Raw genomic sequence first — 17714 nt, 5'->3', positions numbered from 1 at the left:
GCCGCGCGAGCCTGCGCCACCGTGAGCGTCCATGGGACGAGAGCACTGGAAGAAGATCTGGGTCGGTTCGGCCGGCAACATGGTCGAGTGGTTCGACTGGTTCGTGTACGCCACGTTCGCCGTGTACTTCGCGGACGCGTTCTTCCCGAAGGGCAACGAAACAGCCAACCTCATGAACACCATGGGGATCTTCGCCGTCGGCTTCTTCATGCGGCCGGTCGGCGGCTGGCTGCTCGGCCGGATCGGTGACCGCAAGGGCCGCAAGGCCGCGCTCACCCTGACCGTCACCCTCATGTCCGCCTCCGCGATCCTGATCGCCGTCGCACCGACGTACGCGGTCGCCGGATACGGGGGAGTAGCGGTCCTGCTGGTCGCCCGCCTCCTCCAGGGCCTCTCGGTCGGCGGCGAGTACGCGGCCAGCGCCACCTACCTCACCGAGGCCTCCGACCCGAAGAAACGCGGCTTCGCCTCCAGCTTCCAGTACGTGTCGATGACCGCCGGCCAGCTCCTCGGACTCGGCCTGCAGATCGTCATGCAGCGCAACCTCTCGGACGCGGCCCTGCACAGCTGGGGCTGGCGCGTCCCCTTCATCGTCGGCGCCCTCGGCGCGGCCGTCGTCTTCTACCTGCGCCGCTCCATGCTGGAGACCGAGGTGTACGAGGAGTCGGGAGCCGCCCGGGACGAGGATCGGGGCACGCTCAAGGCACTGTGGGCGCACAAGCGCGAGGCGCTGCTCGTCATGGCGCTCACCATGGGCGGCACGGTCGCGTACTACACGTACACGACGTATCTGACGAAGTTCCTGTCCAAGAGCGCGGGTATGGACAAGTCGACCGCCTCGCTCGTCAGCTTCTGCGCGCTGTTCGTGTTCATGTGCCTCCAGCCGCTGGCGGGCGCGCTCTCCGACCGGGTCGGGCGCCGCCCGCTCCTGATCACCTTCGCGGTCGGCTCCACCTTCCTGACCGTGCCGATCATGACGATGCTCAAGCACGCGGGGACCTTCTGGCCGGCCTTCGGCCTGGCCCTGCTCGCCCTGGTCGTGGTCACCGGCTACACCTCGATCAACGCCTGCGTGAAGGCCGAGCTCTTCCCGACCGGCATCCGCGCGCTCGGAGTCGCCCTGCCGTACGCCATCGCGAACGCCCTGTTCGGAGGGACCGCCGAATACGTGGCGCTCTGGTTCAAGGAGGCGGGCGTCGAGTCCGGCTTCTACTGGTACGTCGCCGGATGCGCGGCGGTGTCCCTGGTCGTCTATCTCAGCATGCGGGAGACCCGCGACATCGATCTCAACCGGGTCGAGGACGAACCCCGGCGCACCCAAGCGGAACCGGTTGCTTCTCATTAGTGCAGGTCGGCGGGGCGCCCGGATGGTGAGACCCCATCTCCGGGTCCCGGACCGATATGGCAGACTGCCAGCGTGCTCGCTTTCGACATGATTATGGACAGCAGCGCGCCGGTCCGCAGTGATCGCTGAACCGTGGCAGAACCCGCGGCAGCGGCCATCGTGCCCCAGACCCGCGCGCAGACCTCTCGCACCCGCGAGGGGTCTTTTCGTTTACCGGCCCCACCACGGCCGGGGCGAGGAGCGCGGCGACGGGGGCAAGTGGAGCCATGAGTTCGGAGCCACTCACCCGACAGGAGTCAGATCAGCATGACGACCAACGAGGCGAACGAGGTCGACGACAGCTTCCATGTCTTCGACACGACGCTGCGCGACGGCGCGCAGCGCGAGGGCATCAACCTCACTGTCGCGGACAAGCTGACGATCGCCCGGCACCTGGACGAGTTCGGCGTGGGCTTCATCGAGGGCGGCTGGCCCGGCGCCAACCCCCGCGACACGGAGTTCTTCGCCCGCGCGCAGCAGGAGATCAGCTTCCGCAACGCGCAGCTCGTGGCGTTCGGCGCGACCCGCCGCGCGGGCGGCAAGGCCGCCGAGGACCCGCAGGTGCGGGCGCTCCTCGAATCCGGCGCCCCGGTGATCACGCTGGTCGCCAAGTCGCACGACCGGCACGTCGAGCTGGCGCTGCGCACCACTTTGGACGAGAACCTGGAGATGGTCCGCGACACGGTCGCCTACCTGCGTGAGCAGGGCCGCCGGGTCTTCGTGGACTGCGAGCACTTCTTCGACGGCTACAAGGCGAACCCGGAATACGCCAAGGCCGTGGTGCGGGCCGCCAGTGAGTCCGGCGCCGACGTCGTCATCCTGTGCGACACCAACGGCGGCATGCTGCCCGCACAGATCCACGCGGTCGTCGCCACCGTGCTCGCCGACACCGGCGCCCGGCTCGGCATCCACGCCCAGGACGACACGGGCTGCGCGGTCGCCAACACGCTGGCCGCCGTCGACGCGGGCGCCACCCACGTCCAGTGCACCGCCAACGGCTACGGCGAGCGGGTCGGCAACGCCAACCTGTTCCCCGTGGTCGCCGCCCTGGAGCTCAAGTACGGCAAGACCGTGCTGCCCAAGGGCGCGCTGGCGGAGATGACCCGGATCTCGCACGCCATCGCCGAGGTGGTCAACCTCGCGCCCTCCACGCACCAGCCGTACGTCGGTGTCTCCGCCTTCGCCCACAAGGCGGGCCTGCACGCCTCCGCGATCAAGGTCGACCCCGATCTGTACCAGCACATCGACCCCTCGCTTGTCGGCAACCACATCCGGATGCTGGTCTCCGACATGGCCGGCCGCGCCTCCATCGAACTCAAGGGCAAGGAGCTCGGCGTCGACCTCGGCCAGGACCGCGCGGTCGTCGCCCGCGTCGTGGAACGCGTCAAGGCCCGCGAACTCCAGGGCTACACCTACGAAGCCGCCGATGCCTCCTTCGAACTGCTGCTGCGCGACGAGGTCGAGGGCGGCCCCCGCGACTACTTCCGTATCGAGTCCTACCGGGCGATCATCGAGACCCTCAAGGACGGCACCCACGCCAACAGCGCCACCGTGACGTTCTGGGTCGGCGACGAGCGCATCATCGTCTCCGCCGAGGGCAACGGCCCCGTCAACGCGATGGACTCCGCGCTGCTCCAGGGCCTTGAGCGGTTCTACCCGCAGGTCGCCAAGTTCGAGCTGGTCGACTACAAGGTCCGCACCCTGGAGGGCAAGCACGGCACGGCCTCCACCACCCGCGTCCTGATCACCACCACGGACGGCACGGGCGAGTGGACGACGGTCGGCGCGGGCCCCAACGTCATCGAGGCGTCCTGGGAGGCCCTCCAGGACGCCTACACCTACGGCCTGCTCCGAGCCGGGACCAAGCCGCTGCGGTAGGTACGCGATCCGGGGGCCGGCGCCCCCGGGCATGTGGCCAGGTGGAGCGCGCCGGCCCCCGACCGCTCCACCCCGTATGTCCGTTTCCGTGCGGCCTCGGGTAGCGTCGGGGCCATGAGGCTCAGGGTTTTGACCGCACTCTCCGCCGTAGCGCTCGCCGCACTGGCCACGGCGGCCCCCGCCATGGCCGCCAGCGGCGCGTCCGACGTGGCCGACCAGCTCAAGAAGAGCCCGGTCTACGTGGATCCCGGAGCCGCGAACCAGCTCAGTCCCGCCCAGGCCGACGCGCTGGCCAAGAAGATCAAGGACGCGGACAAGCCGCTGTTCGTGGCGGTCCTGCCGAACAGCGCCGCGTTCCCCAAGGCCACGATCCTGAAGAACCTGCGCACGGACACCGGCGTCACCGGCCTGTACGCGATCCGGCTCGGCGACGCCTTCACCTCCGGCGCCGACCGCAAGGTCCTGTCCAACCAGTCCGTCCAGAACCTGAACGACGCCGTCCGCGCACCGGGCACCAACACAGACGCCGCCACCCAGCTCAACGCCTTCGTCGACAAGGCGCTCCCGCAGATGAAGGGCCACGCCCCCGCCTCGTGGGGCGGCGGCTCGGGCTCCGACGGCGGGGTCAACACGGGTGCGCTCATCGGCGTCGGCGCGGTCGTCGTGGCGGGCGGCGCGGGCGCGTACGCGCTGGTCCGCCGCAACCGCAAGAAGAAGGCCGAGGAGGAGCGGGCCGCGCTCCAGCGCCTCCAGGTCGTCGTCGACGAGGACATCACCGCGTTCGGCGAGGAACTCGACCGGCTCGACTTCCACCCGGCCGAAGCCGGCGCGGACGACGCGATGCGCGCCGACTACGAACGCGCCCTCGACTCGTACGAGACCGCGAAGACGCTGATGGCGAAGGCCGAGCGGCCCGCCGATGTGACGGGCGTGACACAGGCCCTGGAGGACGGCCGGTTCTCGCTCGCCACCCTCGCCGCCCGCCGCGAGCACAAGCCGCTGCCCGAGCGCCGCGCCCCGTGCTTCTTCGACCCGCGCCACGGCCCCTCCGTCGAGGACGCCGCCTGGACCCCGGCCGGCGGCGCCCCGCGCCAGGTCCCGGTGTGCCAGGCGGACGCGACCCGGCTGCGCGACGGCCAGGACCCGATGGTCCGCGAGGTCGACACCGACCAGGGCCGCCGCCCGTACTACGACGCGGGCCCGGCCTACGGACCCTGGGCGGGCGGCTACTTCGGCGGCGGCATGCTGCCCGGCCTCCTGATGGGCACGATGCTCGGCTCGATGCTGTCGAGCCCGGCGTACGCGGCCGACTACGGCGCCGGTTCCTACGACGCGGGCTCCGGCTTCGACGGCGGCGACGTGTCGGGCGCCGACTTCAACTCCTCGGACTTCGGCGGCGGCTGGGGCGACGGAGGCGGCGGCGACGGCGGCGGCTTCGGCGGCGGGGACTGGTGACCCCGCCTGACCTGCCGCTGGGCTGTTGACCCACCCCGTTCCAGCGGGCGATAGTGGCGAGCCGCACATCCAGGGTTGGGGACACATTGCAAGCCGGGCACGAAGACGTCATGGCGGTCTGCGCCGACGCGGAGGCGCTGCTGCGGGCGGGCCGCACCAGCGAGGTCCGCAAGGCCGCACGGGCCGCGCTGTACACGGACGGGCCGGATCCCCGCCTGTACGCCCTGCTCGGCCGCGCGCACGCCGCCGAGGGTGATCCCGAACACGCCGCCCGGGCCGAGGCCGTCTTCCGCGAGGGCCTCGCCACCTTCCCCGCCGACCCCGTCCTGCTCGCGGCCCGCGCTGCCTCGTGCGGTCCCCGACTCGCCGCGGATCCAAGCGGGTCGGCGCCATCGGCCAGGGTGCAGCGGCACGACGCGCGCCTCGTGCTCGCCGTCGTGGGGCACCCGGCCGGCGCCGCCCAGCAGGCCTGCGCCCAGGCCCGTGCGCACCCCGCCGACGACCGGGCCGCCGTCGTCGCCGAGACCCTCACCGCGCTGGCCCGGCGCGGCCGGGCCCCGCTGCGGCTCCTGGTGCGGGCGCCGCTGACCGCCGGGTCCGCGTGCTGGGCGTGGTTCGCGGGCTGCCTGCTCGCCGTGGCCGCCCTGCACCTGCCCGTGGGGGCGGCGGCGGCCGCGCTGCTCGGCCCTGTGCTGTTCCCGCTGCTGTACGGGGTGCTGCGCGCGGCCCGCCGCCGGGCGCTCGGCCGCACTCCGGGCGCGCTCGCGGTGCCGTCCCCCTACGACGCGTTTCCCGCGCTGCCGCGGGTCCCTCCGTACACGATCCGCGAGAAGGCGACCGCGGCCGTGGTCCTCGGCCTGGTCGCCGTCGCGCTCGTGTCCTTCGCGGCCTACTTGCCGCGCCGGTAGGTGCTGCCGTCCCGGGTGCGGCTGAGGTGGCCGCCGATCACCAGGTAGCGGCGCAGCGCCGAGAAGTCGTCGTGGACGGTGAGCAGCGCGTCGTTGACCTCGCGCTCGCTGTAGTCCCGGCCGGGCTCGAAGAGCGTCTCGCCGAGGTGGACGAGCACCTGCTCGCGGCGGGCGGTCTTACGGGGAATCGCGGTCAGGCGCCCCTGCGGGAAGAGGGCGGTGACTGCTCGGGGGCCGTTGGCCGGGTTCTCGGACATGCGGGGCAGCCTCGCCCACCAGGGCTTTCGCCGGCAACGTATTTTGCGGCGAAGGCAGTGGCCGCTGTCAGGCCGCCTTGATCGCGGAGATGTCGAAGGTCAGCTTCACCTTGTCGCTGACCATGACGCCGCCCGTCTCCAGGGCCGCGTTCCAGGTCAGGCCCCAGTCGGAGCGCAGGATCTCGGCGCCGCCCTCGAAGCCGATGCGCTGGTTGCCGTAGGGGTCGGTGGCCGAGCCGTTGAACTCCAGGTCGATGGTGAGCGGCCGGGTGACGTCCTTGATCGTCAGGTCGCCGATCATCCGGTACTTGTCGCCGCCCAGCTCCTTGGCCTCGGTCGAGCGGAAGCTCATCACCGGGAATTGCTCGGCGTCGAAGAAGTCGCCGCTGCGCAGGTGCCCGTCGCGGTCGGCGATGCCGGTGTCGATGCTGGCGATCTTGACGTCGATGGAGGCGGACGAGGCGCTCGGGTTCTCACCGTCGAGGGTCAGGGTGCCCTCGTGGTCGGTGAAGGCGCCGCGGACGTTGGTGACCATGGCGTGCCGCACGGTGAAGCCGATGCTGCTGTGCGCCGGGTCGATCGTGTACGTGCCGCTCAGCGCGGCCAGCGCCGGGTCGACCTCGACGGGCGCTGCGGTGTCGAGGGTGGCGGTGCTGTTGTTCTTACGGCCGAAGAGACCCATGACCTGCTCCTTGGGGACGCGCTGCGGCCTTGCGCCGAAGCGGTTTAAGTTTCAACGAGATTCACTGTAGAACCATTCCGTTCGGTTTTCAACTACTTCGGATTCTGGCGGCTCGGCGGGCGCCGTCTGAGGGGCGGTGGTCTCAGATGCGGGGCGGCAGCGGGGCCGGGCCCAGGGTGGTCGTGCCCGGGGCGGCGCGGTGGCCGAGGCCGGTGCGGTAGGCGTCCATCGCCGCTTCGACGCGTCCGGTACGGCGCAGCAGGTCGCCGAGCAGCCGGCACAGGTCGGCCATGTCGCCGCTCGCCCCACTCCGCTCAAGGAGCCCGAGCGCGGTGACGTAGTGCTCCTCCGCCGACTCCGTCTCGCCCCGCTCCTCGCGGATCAGGCCGAGGAGGCGGTGCGCGCCACCCGCGTGCACCGCGCCGTGCTGGTCGCCGAGCTCGGCGAGAGGGGTCAGGAGCGCCATCGCCTCCGCGTGCCGGCCGAGGCGGCGCAGCACGTCCGCCAGCTCCACCTCGACCTGGGCGGTGAACAGCGCGGCCCGCTTGGCCGCGAGCATGTCCCGCGCGGTACGCAACTCCCGCTCGGCGGAAGCGAGTTCGCCCTCCTGGGCGTACACGTAGCCACGCATCCAATGGCAGTGCGCGAGATCCGTACGCAGTCGCAGCTGGCGGTAGATCGACTGGGCCTTGGCGAGCGAGGCGTCCGCGTCGGCCAGGCGGCCCTCCGCCAGGAAGGTCCGCGCGACCTGGCGGTGCATGCCGGCGACCAGTGCCGGGTCCGAGACGCGCGGGGCGAGCGCGAGCGCCAGCTCGGCGGCGCGCGCCGCGCGGGCCTGGGCGCCCATGTCCAGGTAGGGGCCGATGACCGCGGCGTACAGGAGTACCAGTGCCTCGGGGTCGGCGAGCCCACTGGTGCCGAGCTCGTCGATGGTCGACTCCAGGAGGTAGCAGGCGTAGCGCAGCTCGCCCGCCAGGATGTGGGCGACCGCCCGGCCGCGGACCGCCCGCGCCCGGCGTGGCAGCGGCTCGGCGGCCAGGATCTGCTCGCACGCCTCGAAGTGGCGTACGGCGTCTTCGAGTTCACCGGTTTCGAGCGCGCAGTCGCCGAGTCCGAGCAGTGCCTCGGCGCGTTCCTCGTCGAGGCCGTGCAGCTCGGCCTCGGTGAGCAGCCGGCGGTAGCGGACGGCCGCCTCGTCGGCCTCGCCGGTGGCGAGCGCCCGCTGGGCGTCTGTGAGGCCGAGCCGCAGCTCGGTGACGAGGCGGGCCGGGCGGCCCGTCGTGAGTTCCTCGTACGTCGTGCCGAGCCGGCCCGCGAGGTGGCGCAGGGCCGCCTCGGAGGGGCGGACCTTGCCGGACTCCAGGGTCGAGACATAGGCGGGCGTATAGGCCGGTTCCGCCAACTGCCGCTGGGTCAGGCCCAGTTGAGTGCGCAGTCGCTGAACTCGACGGCCGATCACGGCAGGTTCATCCATGGCGTCCCCTTGGCCCCAGGGCATTGCGCACGCCCCGTGCGCCCCCTAATTTAAGCAGGCCGTTCAACGCATTTACCCGACTGCTTAACTTCCGTTACAGAGGGAGGACTTCGTGCGCCCACCCAAGCGCAGAGGCATCGTGACGGCCGCGCTCGCCGCCACCGCCGTCATGGCCGCGCTCGCCGCCGGACCCGGCACCGCGGCCGCCGCCGACCCACCGCCGCCGCGGCCGAAGGTCCAGGTCGAGATACCCGGCCCGGAGACCGCCTCGGGGCAGACCCCCGCGGGCTCCGGACACACCCTCGTACCGGCCGGCGGGCAGGGCAGACCCGCGCCGCACCTCTCGGCGCCCTCGGCGGCCGCCGACGGCGAGGTCCGCAAGATGATCGACAACGGCTCGACCGCGGACCGCCTGGACATCGTCATCGTGGGCGACGGCTACACGGCCGGCCAACTGGACCAGTTCCACACCGACGCCAAGGAGAAGTGGGGCGAGATCACCGGCGTCGAGCCCTACACGACGTACCAGAACCTCTTCAACGTCTGGACGGTCGACGCGGTCTCCGCCCAGAGCGGCGTCTCCGGCGACCCGGCGCAGGGCGACGTGAAGGACACCGCGCTCGGCTCCTACTTCTGGTGCGACGGCGTCGAGCGGCTGCTCTGCATCGACCAGAACAAGGTCGACTCGTACGTGGCGAAGGCGCCGCAGACCGACCTGGTCATCGTCCTCGCCAACAGCGCCAAGTACGGCGGGGCCGGCTACAACGAACCCTCCAAGACGCTCGGTTACGAGGGCATATCCACCGCGTCCGCCGGGAACGCCAAGTCCGGCCAGGTCGCCATCCACGAGACCGGGCACTCGCTCGGCAAGCTGGCCGACGAGTACTTCTACCCGGACACCCCGGGCTACGAGCACTACTCGGGCCCCGAGGCCGACCGGTCCAACATCTCGATCCTGACGGCCGATCAGATGGCTGCGGACCGCACCAAGTGGTACCGCTGGCTCGGCGAGACGTCGCCGGACGGGGGGACGGTGGGCGCCTACGAGGGCGGCGGCTACTACGTCACCGGCCTGAACCGGCCCACCGACGGCTCGATCATGCGCATCCTGGGCAAGCCGTTCAATCTGCCGGGGGTGGAAGCCATGATCGCGGGCTTCTACCGGCACGCGTCGATCGCCACGCCCGCCACTTCCACGGCGCGTACGTTGCGGCCGTACGACACGGCTCGGGTGACCGTGCCGCGCCTCGCGGGCGACCGGCAGTTGACGGTGCGGTGGTACTTGGACGGGCGGGAGCTTCGGCGGTACGAGGGGCTTACGGCTGTGCCGGTGCGGGGGCTGGGGCTCGGCCGGGGGGACCACGACCTGACGGTGCGGGTCCTTGACCGGACCCCCTCGGTCCGTGACCCCGGGATCGCGGCGGGGCTGCGGGGCGCGGTGACGTGGGCGGTCCGCCGCTGACCCGCGAGGGGTGACTGGGGCTCCGCCCCAGACCCCGTTCGCGCCTCAGAGCCTGTGTCTAAACCCCGCCCGGGCCCGTGGCGCCTGGCACGCACTCCCCCAAGGCCTTAAGGGCCAGGGGGGACCCCCATGCCGCGTTGCCGAAACGCCCTAGTAGCTCCTCCCCCAAGGTCTTGAAGACCAGGGGGTACCCCCATCGAGGACCTTCCGGCGCCTTGCGATCGCACGCACCAGACGCCCCGGCCTGATCCGGACGGGGTTTAGACACAGGCTCTCAAGGGCGCTCGTCCTCAAACGCCGGACGGGCTGCAACGCCCGGTACGGGCCAGCATTGACGCTGCTTGGGGCGCGGGGAACTGCGCGAGCGACCACCCACGGCCCGCAGGTGATCTGCAAGTCATCCAGCCCCTGCGGCGTTTGAGCGGCCGGGGTTCGGGGGCGGAGCCCACGAGGGGGCGGTCAGCCGCTTGATGACCGTACCTTCAGCTCCGGCAGGATCGACAGGTGGTGCCTGGCCCGCGCAGGGTCACCGATGCGGAGGGCCAGCAGATCCACCGCCGCCACCCCCACCGCCCGCTTCGGCGGTGCCACCGCCGTCAGCGGGATGTCGGCCAGCGCAGCGACCTCGTCGTCGTACGCCACGATCGCGAGGTCGCCCGGCACGGACAGGCCGCGCGCCCGCAGCCGGGGGAGCAACACGATCGCGTCGTGGTCGTTGTGGACCAGGACCGCGTCGAGGAGTCCGTCCTCAACTGCCCTGACAAAATCGTCGAGTTGGACGTCCCGGCGTAGCGGGTCGGTCTCCGGCGCCGTGATGGTGAAGCGCAGCGATTCCGGCGCCGGGAGGTCCAGCGAGGTGAGCCCGTCGAGGTAGCCCTCCCGGACCAGCGCGCTGTGCGGGCTGTCCGCGCGCAGGAGCAGCCCGATCCGCTCGCGGCCGGACCCCGCGAGATGGCGTACGGCCAGGCGGGCTCCGTAGGCGTGGTCGGTCACCACGCGCTCCGCGCCCGGCACGTCGTCCCCGGAACGCCGCTCGACCAGGGCGAACGGCACGCCGAGCGCCGCCAGCCAGTCCTGGTCGCCGACCGGGCTGCACGGGGTGATGAGCAGCCCGTCGATCCCGTGGCCGAGCAACTGCCGTACCTGCGCCCGCTCTTCGTCGGGCCGGTACTGCGAGATGCCGAGCACGAGCCGGATGCCCCGGGCGGCAGCCGCCTCCCTGGCCCCCTTGATGACCTCGGGGTAGTAGTAGTCGGCCGCGGGCACGACCAGGCCGAGGACCAGACCCGGGCCGGGCGCGGCGGGCGGCGGAGACGAGGGGGTCGACGCCGTCTCGGGAAGCAGCGCCCCGCCGTGCACCCGGGCCACCAGACCGCGCTCGGCGAGCGCCTCCACGTCCCGGCGCACGGTGACCGCGGAGACCCTCAACTCCTCGGCGAAGTCGGTCACTCGGAGCGAGCCGCGCTCGCGCAGCCGCCGCAGTATCGCCTGGTGCCTGTCCTCGGCGTGCACGTGGTTCCGCCCCTCCCCGCCGACTCCCGCCGGCCCTCGTCAACCGCTGACCAGGAGCGTAACCCCCGTTAGATCGTTCGTGCACGATTCTGTGCGAACGATCAATTCGCATGATGAATGTGCGAAGTATTGCGCGTTCTTTCGATGTCATGAGAGAAACCGCTCAATCGCGCCTCGCTCGTCCAGGGCCCCACGCCCACCCCGTGCCCCTCCTCGTTCGCCCACGCTCCGGAGGTCCCGCCGCCATGCCATCCGCCCAGGGCAGTTCACGCCGTACCTTCCTCGCCGCTTCCGGGACCGGAGCCGCCGCCGTCGCGCTCGGCCCGATGCTGCCCGCCCAGCAGGCCGCCGCGTCCCAACTCACCCCCGCCACCGACGAGTTCGACACGCTGCGCCTGAGGTGGCGCGAGCTCACGCTCGGCTCCGGGTTCGACGCGACCGCCGAGCCGTATGCCACCAAGCTCGCCGCGCTGGGCATTTCGGCCCGTACCGCACTCGCCACCATGGCCCCCGCGACCGGCTCGCTCTGGCCCGACCAGCCGCTGACCAACCCCGCCACCGGCTCCGCCAACATGAGCGCGAGCTACGGCCGGCTCAACACCATGGCGCAGGCCTGGGCCCAGCCCGGCACCGGATCCACCGGCGACGCCACGCTGATCGCCGCCGTCGGCAAGGGCCTCGACCACCTCTACACCCAGATCTACAACGAGAACACCAAGCCGTTCGGCAACTGGTGGGACTGGCAGATCGGCAGCCCCCGGCTGCTCATGGACACCGCCGTCATCGCGTACGACACCCTCACCGCGGATCAGCTCGGCCACTACACCGCCGCCATCGACCACTTCGTGCCGGACAGCGCGGTCGCCGTCTACACCGGCACCTCCACCGGCGCCAACCGCACCGACCTGTGCCGCGTGCTCGCCACCCGCGGAGTGCTCGGCAGGAACGCCGCGAAGATCGCGCTGGCCCGCGACGCCCTCTCGCCCGTCTTCCCGTACGTCACCACCGGCGACGGCCTGTACGCCGACGGATCATTCATCCAGCACACCTGGATCGCGTACACCGGCTCCTACGGCGAGGTCCAGATCGACGGCCTGTCCCGACTCTTCGCGCTGCTCGCCGGCTCCAGTTGGGCGGTCACCGACCCGAACCGGCAGATCATCCTCGACTCGGTCGAGCGCAGCTACGCACCCCTCATCCACGACGGCCTGATGATGGACTGCGTCAACGGCCGCGCCATCTCCCGCCAGACCACCGACGACCAGCTCATGGGCCGAATGATCATGGCCCACATCGCCATGCTGGCTCTCGGTGCGTCGGCCGCCGAACGCGACCGCTGGCGCGCGCTGATCAAGGGCTGGACCGACCGCGCCCAGACCGTCCCCGTCCTCGCCGACCAGCGGCTCTCCGTCGCCAACCTCGCCCTGCTGCGGGTGGCCGTCGACGCCGCGCCCACCGCGGCCGCCGCCCCGAGGGGCCCGCACCTGTTCCCCGCCATGGACCGCGCCGTCCACCGCGGGACCCGCTTCGCCGCCTCCCTGAGCATGTCCTCCCACCGGATCGCGTACTACGAGAACGGCAACGGCGAGAACCTGCGCGGCTGGCACACCGGCTCCGGCATGCTCGCCTGGTGGGGCGAGGGCTTCGCGGGCGACCAGTACAGCGACGGGTTCTGGCCCACCGCGGACCCGTACCGCATGCCCGGCACCACCGTCTCGCGCAAGCCGCTCGCCGACGGCGAAGGCGGCGCGTGGGGCGCGGCCAGACCCGCCGTGACCTGGGTCGGAGGCGCCACCGACGGTACGTACGCGGCCGTCGGCCAGCACCTCAAGGGGCTCTCCTCCACCCTGACCGCCCGCAAGTCGTGGTTCTTCGTGGGCGACGAGATCGTGTGCCTCGGCGCCGGGATCACCGCCGCCGACGGCACGCCCGTCGAGTCGGTCGTCGACCACCGCAACCTCGGAGCCACCGGCACCAACGCCCTCACCGTCGACGGCCGGCGCCTGCCCACCACCCTCGGCCGGCACGACACCTTCCCCCGGGCCCGCTGGGCTCATCTCGCCGGACACGGCGGCTACGTCTTCCCCGACGCGCCCGCCGTACAGACGCTGCGCGAGGAGCGCACCGGCACCTGGAAAGCCATCAACACCGGTGGCACCACCGACCCGGTCACCCGCCGCTACGTCACCCTCTGGTTCGCCCACGGCACCGACCCCGCCGACGCCTCATACGCCTATGTCCTGCTGCCCGGGGCTCGCCAACTGGAGACGGCGGTCCGCGCCGCCGATCGCGACAGGGTGCGCATCCTCGCCAACTCGCCCTCCGCGCAAGCCATTTCGGCCCATCGGCTCGGCCTGCTCGCCGCGAACTTCTGGACGGCGGGCGCGGCCGGGAGCCTGGCCGTGGACGGCCCGGCGAGCGTCCTGGTCCACACCGCCCGCCGTACGGCGACGCTGTCGCTCGCCGCACCCGAGCGCACCGGAGCTCCGGTCGAGCTGATCTGGGACAGGCCGGTACGCTCGGTGACCTCGCGGGACCCGAGGGTGGAGGTCCTCGCCACCGGCCGCTCACTGCGGCTGCGCATCACACCGGACACCGCGTGCGGCACCGTGCGTACGGACGTCGTCCTCGGCTGACACGGCGCTGACACGACACCGACAGGGCTGACACGGGCCTGACGACGCGCTGACGCGACGCGGCGCCCATGCCGACGCGCCATTGTCGGGACCCTACAGAGGACCGGGCCCCAGAGCTGTCGAGTCGGGCGTTTGGCGCAGGTCTACTGTCAGCCCCCACTAGGAAAGCGGCCCCGAGACTGTGCGGAGTCGACGGAGGAAATCCTTGACCGCTTTCGTAGGGTCGATACATGACCGTTGTGGACCAGACCCCGGGTGAGCCGAGCGATACGCGTGGACGCGTGGCAGAACTCCTTGCCCTGCGCGAGGAGGCCCGTCGTGGGCCGAGCGAGCGCGCGACCGAGGCGCAGCACGCCAAGGGCAAGCTGACGGCGCGTGAGCGCATCGATCTGCTGCTGGATGCCGATTCGTTTCATGAGGTCGAGCAGTTGCGTCGGCATCGTGCGGTGGGTTTCGGGCTGGAGGCGAAGAAGCCGTACACCGACGGTGTGGTCACCGGGTGGGGGACGGTGGAGGGCCGCACGGTGTTCGTGTATGCCCATGACTTCCGGATCTTCGGTGGTGCGCTGGGTGAGGCGCATGCCACGAAGATCCACAAGATCATGGATATGGCGATCGCGGCGGGTGCTCCGCTGGTCTCGCTGAACGACGGCGCGGGAGCCCGCATCCAGGAGGGCGTCTCCGCCCTGGCCGGGTACGGCGGGATCTTCCAGCGGAACACGAAGGCGTCGGGGGTGATCCCGCAAATCTCGGTGATGCTGGGCCCGTGCGCCGGCGGCGCCGCCTACTCGCCGGCCCTGACCGACTTCGTCTTCATGGTCCGAGAGACGTCGCAGATGTTCATCACGGGTCCGGATGTGGTGCGGGCGGTGACGGGTGAGGAGATCACCCAGAACGGTCTGGGTGGTGCGGATGTGCATGCTGAGACGTCGGGGGTGGCGCACTTCGCCTACGACGACGAGGAGACGTGCCTGGCCGAGGTCCGGTATCTGATCTCGATGCTGCCGTCGAACAACCGGGAGAACCCGCCCGTCCATGTGTCCGACGATCCGGCGGACCGGCGTTCCGAGGTCCTCCTCGACCTGGTGCCGGCGGACGGTAACCGGCCGTATGACATGCACAAGGTGATCGAGGAGCTCGTCGATGACGGGGACTTCCTGGAGGTCCATGAGCGGTGGGCGCGCAACATCATCTGTGCGCTGGCCCGCCTGGACGGGCAGGTCGTGGGGATCGTGGCGAACCAGCCGCAGTCTTTGGCGGGTGTCCTGGACATCGAGGCGTCGGAGAAGGCGGCGCGGTTTGTGCAGATGTGCGACGCGTTCAACATTCCGATCGTGACGCTGCTGGATGTTCCGGGGTTCCTGCCGGGTGTCTCGCAGGAGCACGGCGGGATCATCCGGCACGGCGCGAAGCTGCTGTACGCGTACTGCAACGCGACGGTGCCGCGGATCTCGCTGATCCTGCGCAAGGCGTACGGCGGGGCGTACATCGTGATGGACTCCCAGTCCATCGGCGCGGACCTGACGTATGCCTGGCCCACCAATGAGATCGCGGTGATGGGTGCGGAGGGCGCGGCGAATGTGATCTTCCGGCGTCAGATCGCGGAGGCTGAGGATTCGGAGGCGATGCGGGCGCGGATGGTCAAGGAGTACAAGGCCGAGCTGATGCATCCGTACTACGCGGCCGAGCGGGGTCTGGTGGATGACGTGATCGATCCGGCCGAGACCCGGGCCGTCCTCATCGCCTCACTCGCGATGCTCAAGTCCAAGCACGCCGACCTGCCGTCCCGCAAACACGGCAACCCGCCGCAGTAACCTCAATAAGAGGAGACGAACTTGAACACTCCGAAGTCGAACTCGTCCGAGTCGCTGCTCCGCGTGGAGAAGGGCGACGCCGCTCCCGAAGAGCTGGCCGCCATCACCGCGGTGCTCCTGGCGCGTGCCGCCGCCCAGCCCACCGCCGCCCCCAAGCGCGGCCGCTCCACCGCGGGCTGGCGCCGCCTGGAGCGCACCCCCGGCTTCCGCGCCCCGCACTCCTGGCAGGGCTGACCCCGCCCAGGACCACCTCGCAAAAGCCCCCGCCCTCATCGGCGGGGGCTTTTGCGCTGGTCGGAAACGTGTGGGCTGGGCTATGTATATTAGGCCGGAACCTAGAGGCGCTAGGTTCTGGATTGCGGAGGTGTACGGATGGCCCGAGCGGGGCTGACGGCCGAGCGGCTCACCGTGGCGGCGGCCGAGCTGGCAGACGAGGTCGGGTTCGAGGGCATCACCGTATCCGCGCTCGCGCGGCGCTTCGGCGTCAAGGACGCGAGCCTGTACTCGCACGTCAAGAACCTCCGCGAGCTGCGCCAACGGGTCGCGCTCCACACGGCGGGCGAGTTCATCGACTCCATCGCCGCGGCCGTCGCGGGCCGGGCCGGCAAGGACGCCCTGGTCGCCTTCGCCGACGCCTACCGCGCCTACGCGCTGGCCCACCCCGGCCGGTACGCCGCCACCCAGCACCGGGTGGACCCGGAACTCCTCGCGGGCTCGACCGTCCTGGCCCGCACGGCGGACACGACGTACGGGATGCTCCGCGCCTACGGCCTCGCCGAGCCCGACCTCACCGACGCCGTACGCCTGCTGCGCAGCACCTTCCACGGCTACATCACGCTCGAAGCAGAGGGAGGATTCGGCCACCCCCGCGATGTGCGGAAGTCGTGGGAGCGGGGGGTCGAGGCGCTGCATGTCCTCCTTGAACACTGGCCCGCGAGCGGGGACAAGGACGACGACTGAACCCTGGGCGCATGACGAAGGCCCCACACTCCGTTGTTCGGGGTGCGGGGCCTTCGTCGTACGTACTTCTCGCTACCGCAGTCGTGCCATGAGGGCGTGTTCGACGAGGGTGATGAGGGCGCTTTTGGCGTCTGCGCGGTGGCGGGCGTCGGTGACGATGATGGGGGTGTCGGGGCCGATCTGGAGGGCTTCGCGTACTTCGTCGGGGGTGTAGGGCTGGTGTCCGTCGAAGCCGTTGAGGGCGATGACGAAGGGGAGGCCGCTGTTTTCGAAGTAGTCGACGGCGGGGAAGCAGTCGGCGAGGCGGCGGGTGTCGACGAGGACGACGGCGCCGATGGCGCCGCGTACGAGGTCGTCCCACATGAACCAGAAGCGGTCCTGTCCGGGTGTGCCGAACAGGTAGAGGATCAGGTCCTGGTCGAGTGTGATGCGGCCGAAGTCCATGGCCACGGTGGTCGTGGTCTTGTCGCCGGTGTGTGTGAGGTCGTCGATGCCCGCGCTGGCGGAGGTCATGACGGCTTCGGTGCGCAGCGGGTTGATCTCCGAGACCGCGCCGACGAACGTGGTCTTGCCCACGCCGAAGCCGCCCGCCACCACGATCTTCGCCGACGTGGTGGAACGGGCGGCACCGCCGCTAGAGCTTGCGAAGTCCACTGAGCACCCTTTCGAGCAGTGTCACGTCTGGCTGTCCGCCGGCGGACTCGTCGCCGCCGGGCTGGTGGATGGCGACAAGTCCGGCCTCCGCCAGGTCGGCTACGAGGATCCGGGCAACGCCGAGGGGGATGGTGAGGAGTGCCGAGATCTCGGCGACCGACTTGATCTCGCGGCACAGGTGGCAGATCCGCTGGTGCTCGGGCAACTGCCCTTGCAGCCTTGCCGGTTCCGCCGTGGTGTGCACCAGCGCCTCGATGGCGAGCTGGTAGCGCGGCCGGGTGCGGCCGCCGGTCATGGCGTACGGGCGCACGAGAGGATTGTGCGCGCCGCCCGCCGGTGAAGGCTGGGGGGTCTGCCTCGGCTGCACCGGTTCGATCCGGGGCTGCGGCGGCTGGTCGTACGGGCTCGGCTGACGGTTCGGCTGCTGGTAGGGCCCCGGGTACTGGCCGCCCTGTCCCTGACCGTGTCTGCTCGGCGTGGAGGGGAAGTTGAAGCGGTTCTGGCCGTGCTCACCCGGAGACTGCTGTCCACCGCTATAAGGGTGCCCGCCTGGGGGTGTTGTCACGTTTCCTCCTCCGACTACCGGTGCCCGTCCCATTGGGGCCGCGCCACCGCACCTTATGGGGCGGTGGCGAGAA

15 protein-coding genes are annotated in these 17714 nt (G+C 71.0%); 9 read left to right on the top strand and 6 right to left on the bottom strand.

The genetic code is table 11. The features are described 5' to 3' along the window. Nucleotides 1-31 precede the first annotated feature (31 nt). The 4 genes from ACWC2B_RS13715 to ACWC2B_RS13700 all read left to right on the top strand — a co-directional run bounded on the left by ACWC2B_RS13715 (nucleotide 32) and on the right by ACWC2B_RS13700 (nucleotide 5625). The gene (locus ACWC2B_RS13715) at nucleotides 32-1345 is read left to right on the top strand and encodes an MFS transporter (protein WP_450716641.1); all 1314 of its coding nucleotides are present in this window, start codon (nucleotides 32-34) and stop codon (nucleotides 1343-1345) included. Nucleotides 1346-1651: 306 nt separating this feature from the next. Next, entirely contained in the window at nucleotides 1652-3262 is a 1611-nt protein-coding gene (cimA, locus tag ACWC2B_RS13710; RefSeq protein ID WP_450716640.1) for a citramalate synthase, read from the top strand. A 114-nt stretch (nucleotides 3263-3376) separates the two neighbouring features. After that, complete coding sequence (locus ACWC2B_RS13705) at nucleotides 3377-4717, top strand: hypothetical protein (RefSeq protein WP_450716639.1); 1341 nt, start codon at nucleotides 3377-3379, stop codon at nucleotides 4715-4717. A gap of 110 nt (nucleotides 4718-4827) precedes the next feature. Continuing rightward, complete coding sequence (locus ACWC2B_RS13700; protein WP_450716638.1) at nucleotides 4828-5625, top strand: hypothetical protein; 798 nt, start codon at nucleotides 4828-4830, stop codon at nucleotides 5623-5625. Here ACWC2B_RS13700 and ACWC2B_RS13695 read toward each other — a convergent pair. From ACWC2B_RS13695 to ACWC2B_RS13685, 3 genes are all read right to left on the bottom strand, one after another. Then, the gene (locus ACWC2B_RS13695) at nucleotides 5607-5882 is read right to left on the bottom strand and encodes a DUF2087 domain-containing protein (RefSeq protein ID WP_450716637.1); all 276 of its coding nucleotides are present in this window, start codon (nucleotides 5880-5882) and stop codon (nucleotides 5607-5609) included. The two genes, ACWC2B_RS13700 and ACWC2B_RS13695, sit on opposite strands and share 19 nt — an antisense overlap. Before the next feature lie 67 nt (nucleotides 5883-5949). Next, a complete protein-coding gene (locus ACWC2B_RS13690) occupies nucleotides 5950-6564 on the bottom strand; it encodes a YceI family protein (protein WP_450716636.1) in 615 nt (204 codons plus the stop codon). 142 nt (nucleotides 6565-6706) lie between these two features. Next, nucleotides 6707-8038, bottom strand: a complete 1332-nt coding sequence (locus ACWC2B_RS13685) for a tetratricopeptide repeat protein (RefSeq protein ID WP_450716635.1) — start codon at nucleotides 8036-8038, stop codon at nucleotides 6707-6709. A gap of 112 nt (nucleotides 8039-8150) precedes the next feature. Here ACWC2B_RS13685 and ACWC2B_RS13680 point away from each other — a divergent pair, with 112 nt between their 5' ends. After that, nucleotides 8151-9500 carry a M64 family metallopeptidase gene (locus tag ACWC2B_RS13680; protein ID WP_450716634.1) on the top strand — a complete coding sequence of 450 codons (1350 nt, stop codon included), beginning with the start codon at nucleotides 8151-8153 and terminating at the stop codon, nucleotides 9498-9500. Nucleotides 9501-9959: 459 nt separating this feature from the next. Here the strand turns inward: ACWC2B_RS13680 and ACWC2B_RS13675 are convergent, their stop codons facing one another. Next, on the bottom strand, nucleotides 9960-11012 hold the full coding sequence (locus ACWC2B_RS13675; RefSeq protein ID WP_450716633.1) for a substrate-binding domain-containing protein: 1053 nt from the start codon (nucleotides 11010-11012) through the stop codon (nucleotides 9960-9962). A gap of 245 nt (nucleotides 11013-11257) precedes the next feature. Here ACWC2B_RS13675 and ACWC2B_RS13670 point away from each other — a divergent pair, with 245 nt between their 5' ends. The 4 genes from ACWC2B_RS13670 (at nucleotide 11258) to ACWC2B_RS13655 (ending at nucleotide 16422) form a co-directional block, all read left to right on the top strand. Further along, complete coding sequence (locus tag ACWC2B_RS13670) at nucleotides 11258-13648, top strand: polysaccharide lyase family 8 super-sandwich domain-containing protein (protein ID WP_450716632.1); 2391 nt, start codon at nucleotides 11258-11260, stop codon at nucleotides 13646-13648. A 230-nt stretch (nucleotides 13649-13878) separates the two neighbouring features. Further along, the gene (locus ACWC2B_RS13665) at nucleotides 13879-15462 is read left to right on the top strand and encodes an acyl-CoA carboxylase subunit beta (protein ID WP_450716631.1); all 1584 of its coding nucleotides are present in this window, start codon (nucleotides 13879-13881) and stop codon (nucleotides 15460-15462) included. A 21-nt stretch (nucleotides 15463-15483) separates the two neighbouring features. Continuing rightward, entirely contained in the window at nucleotides 15484-15696 is a 213-nt protein-coding gene (locus ACWC2B_RS13660) for an acyl-CoA carboxylase subunit epsilon (protein ID WP_450716630.1), read from the top strand. A gap of 138 nt (nucleotides 15697-15834) precedes the next feature. Continuing rightward, nucleotides 15835-16422: a TetR/AcrR family transcriptional regulator gene (locus ACWC2B_RS13655; protein WP_450716629.1), complete on the top strand. Its 588-nt coding sequence runs from the start codon at nucleotides 15835-15837 to the stop codon at nucleotides 16420-16422. 72 nt (nucleotides 16423-16494) lie between these two features. Here the strand turns inward: ACWC2B_RS13655 and ACWC2B_RS13650 are convergent, their stop codons facing one another. After that, complete coding sequence (locus tag ACWC2B_RS13650; protein WP_100577617.1) at nucleotides 16495-17076, bottom strand: GTP-binding protein; 582 nt, start codon at nucleotides 17074-17076, stop codon at nucleotides 16495-16497. After that, entirely contained in the window at nucleotides 17057-17641 is a 585-nt protein-coding gene (locus ACWC2B_RS13645) for a DUF742 domain-containing protein (RefSeq protein WP_450716628.1), read from the bottom strand. The genes ACWC2B_RS13650 and ACWC2B_RS13645 overlap by 20 nt, the downstream gene beginning before the upstream one ends. Nucleotides 17642-17714 lie beyond the last annotated feature (73 nt).

This window comes from Streptomyces sp. NPDC001415, from assembly GCF_053597395.1.
Note: the sequence above shows the minus strand (reverse complement) of the source record. Positions and strands in the feature narration are given on the sequence as shown.

Bases quoted from the DNA above. Each gene is read 5' to 3' on its own strand.
- ACWC2B_RS13715 (WP_450716641.1), top strand. From the start codon at position 32: ATGGGACGAGAGCACTGGAAGAAGATCTGGGTCGGTTCGGCCGGCAAC.
- cimA (WP_450716640.1), top strand. From the start codon at position 1,652: ATGACGACCAACGAGGCGAACGAGGTCGACGACAGCTTCCATGTCTTC.
- ACWC2B_RS13705 (WP_450716639.1), top strand. From the start codon at position 3,377: ATGAGGCTCAGGGTTTTGACCGCACTCTCCGCCGTAGCGCTCGCCGCA.
- ACWC2B_RS13700 (WP_450716638.1), top strand. From the start codon at position 4,828: ATGGCGGTCTGCGCCGACGCGGAGGCGCTGCTGCGGGCGGGCCGCACC.
- ACWC2B_RS13695 (WP_450716637.1), bottom strand. From the start codon at position 5,882: ATGTCCGAGAACCCGGCCAACGGCCCCCGAGCAGTCACCGCCCTCTTC.
- ACWC2B_RS13690 (WP_450716636.1), bottom strand. From the start codon at position 6,564: ATGGGTCTCTTCGGCCGTAAGAACAACAGCACCGCCACCCTCGACACC.
- ACWC2B_RS13685 (WP_450716635.1), bottom strand. From the start codon at position 8,038: ATGGATGAACCTGCCGTGATCGGCCGTCGAGTTCAGCGACTGCGCACT.
- ACWC2B_RS13670 (WP_450716632.1), top strand. From the start codon at position 11,258: ATGCCATCCGCCCAGGGCAGTTCACGCCGTACCTTCCTCGCCGCTTCC.
- ACWC2B_RS13665 (WP_450716631.1), top strand. From the start codon at position 13,879: ATGACCGTTGTGGACCAGACCCCGGGTGAGCCGAGCGATACGCGTGGA.
- ACWC2B_RS13655 (WP_450716629.1), top strand. From the start codon at position 15,835: ATGGCCCGAGCGGGGCTGACGGCCGAGCGGCTCACCGTGGCGGCGGCC.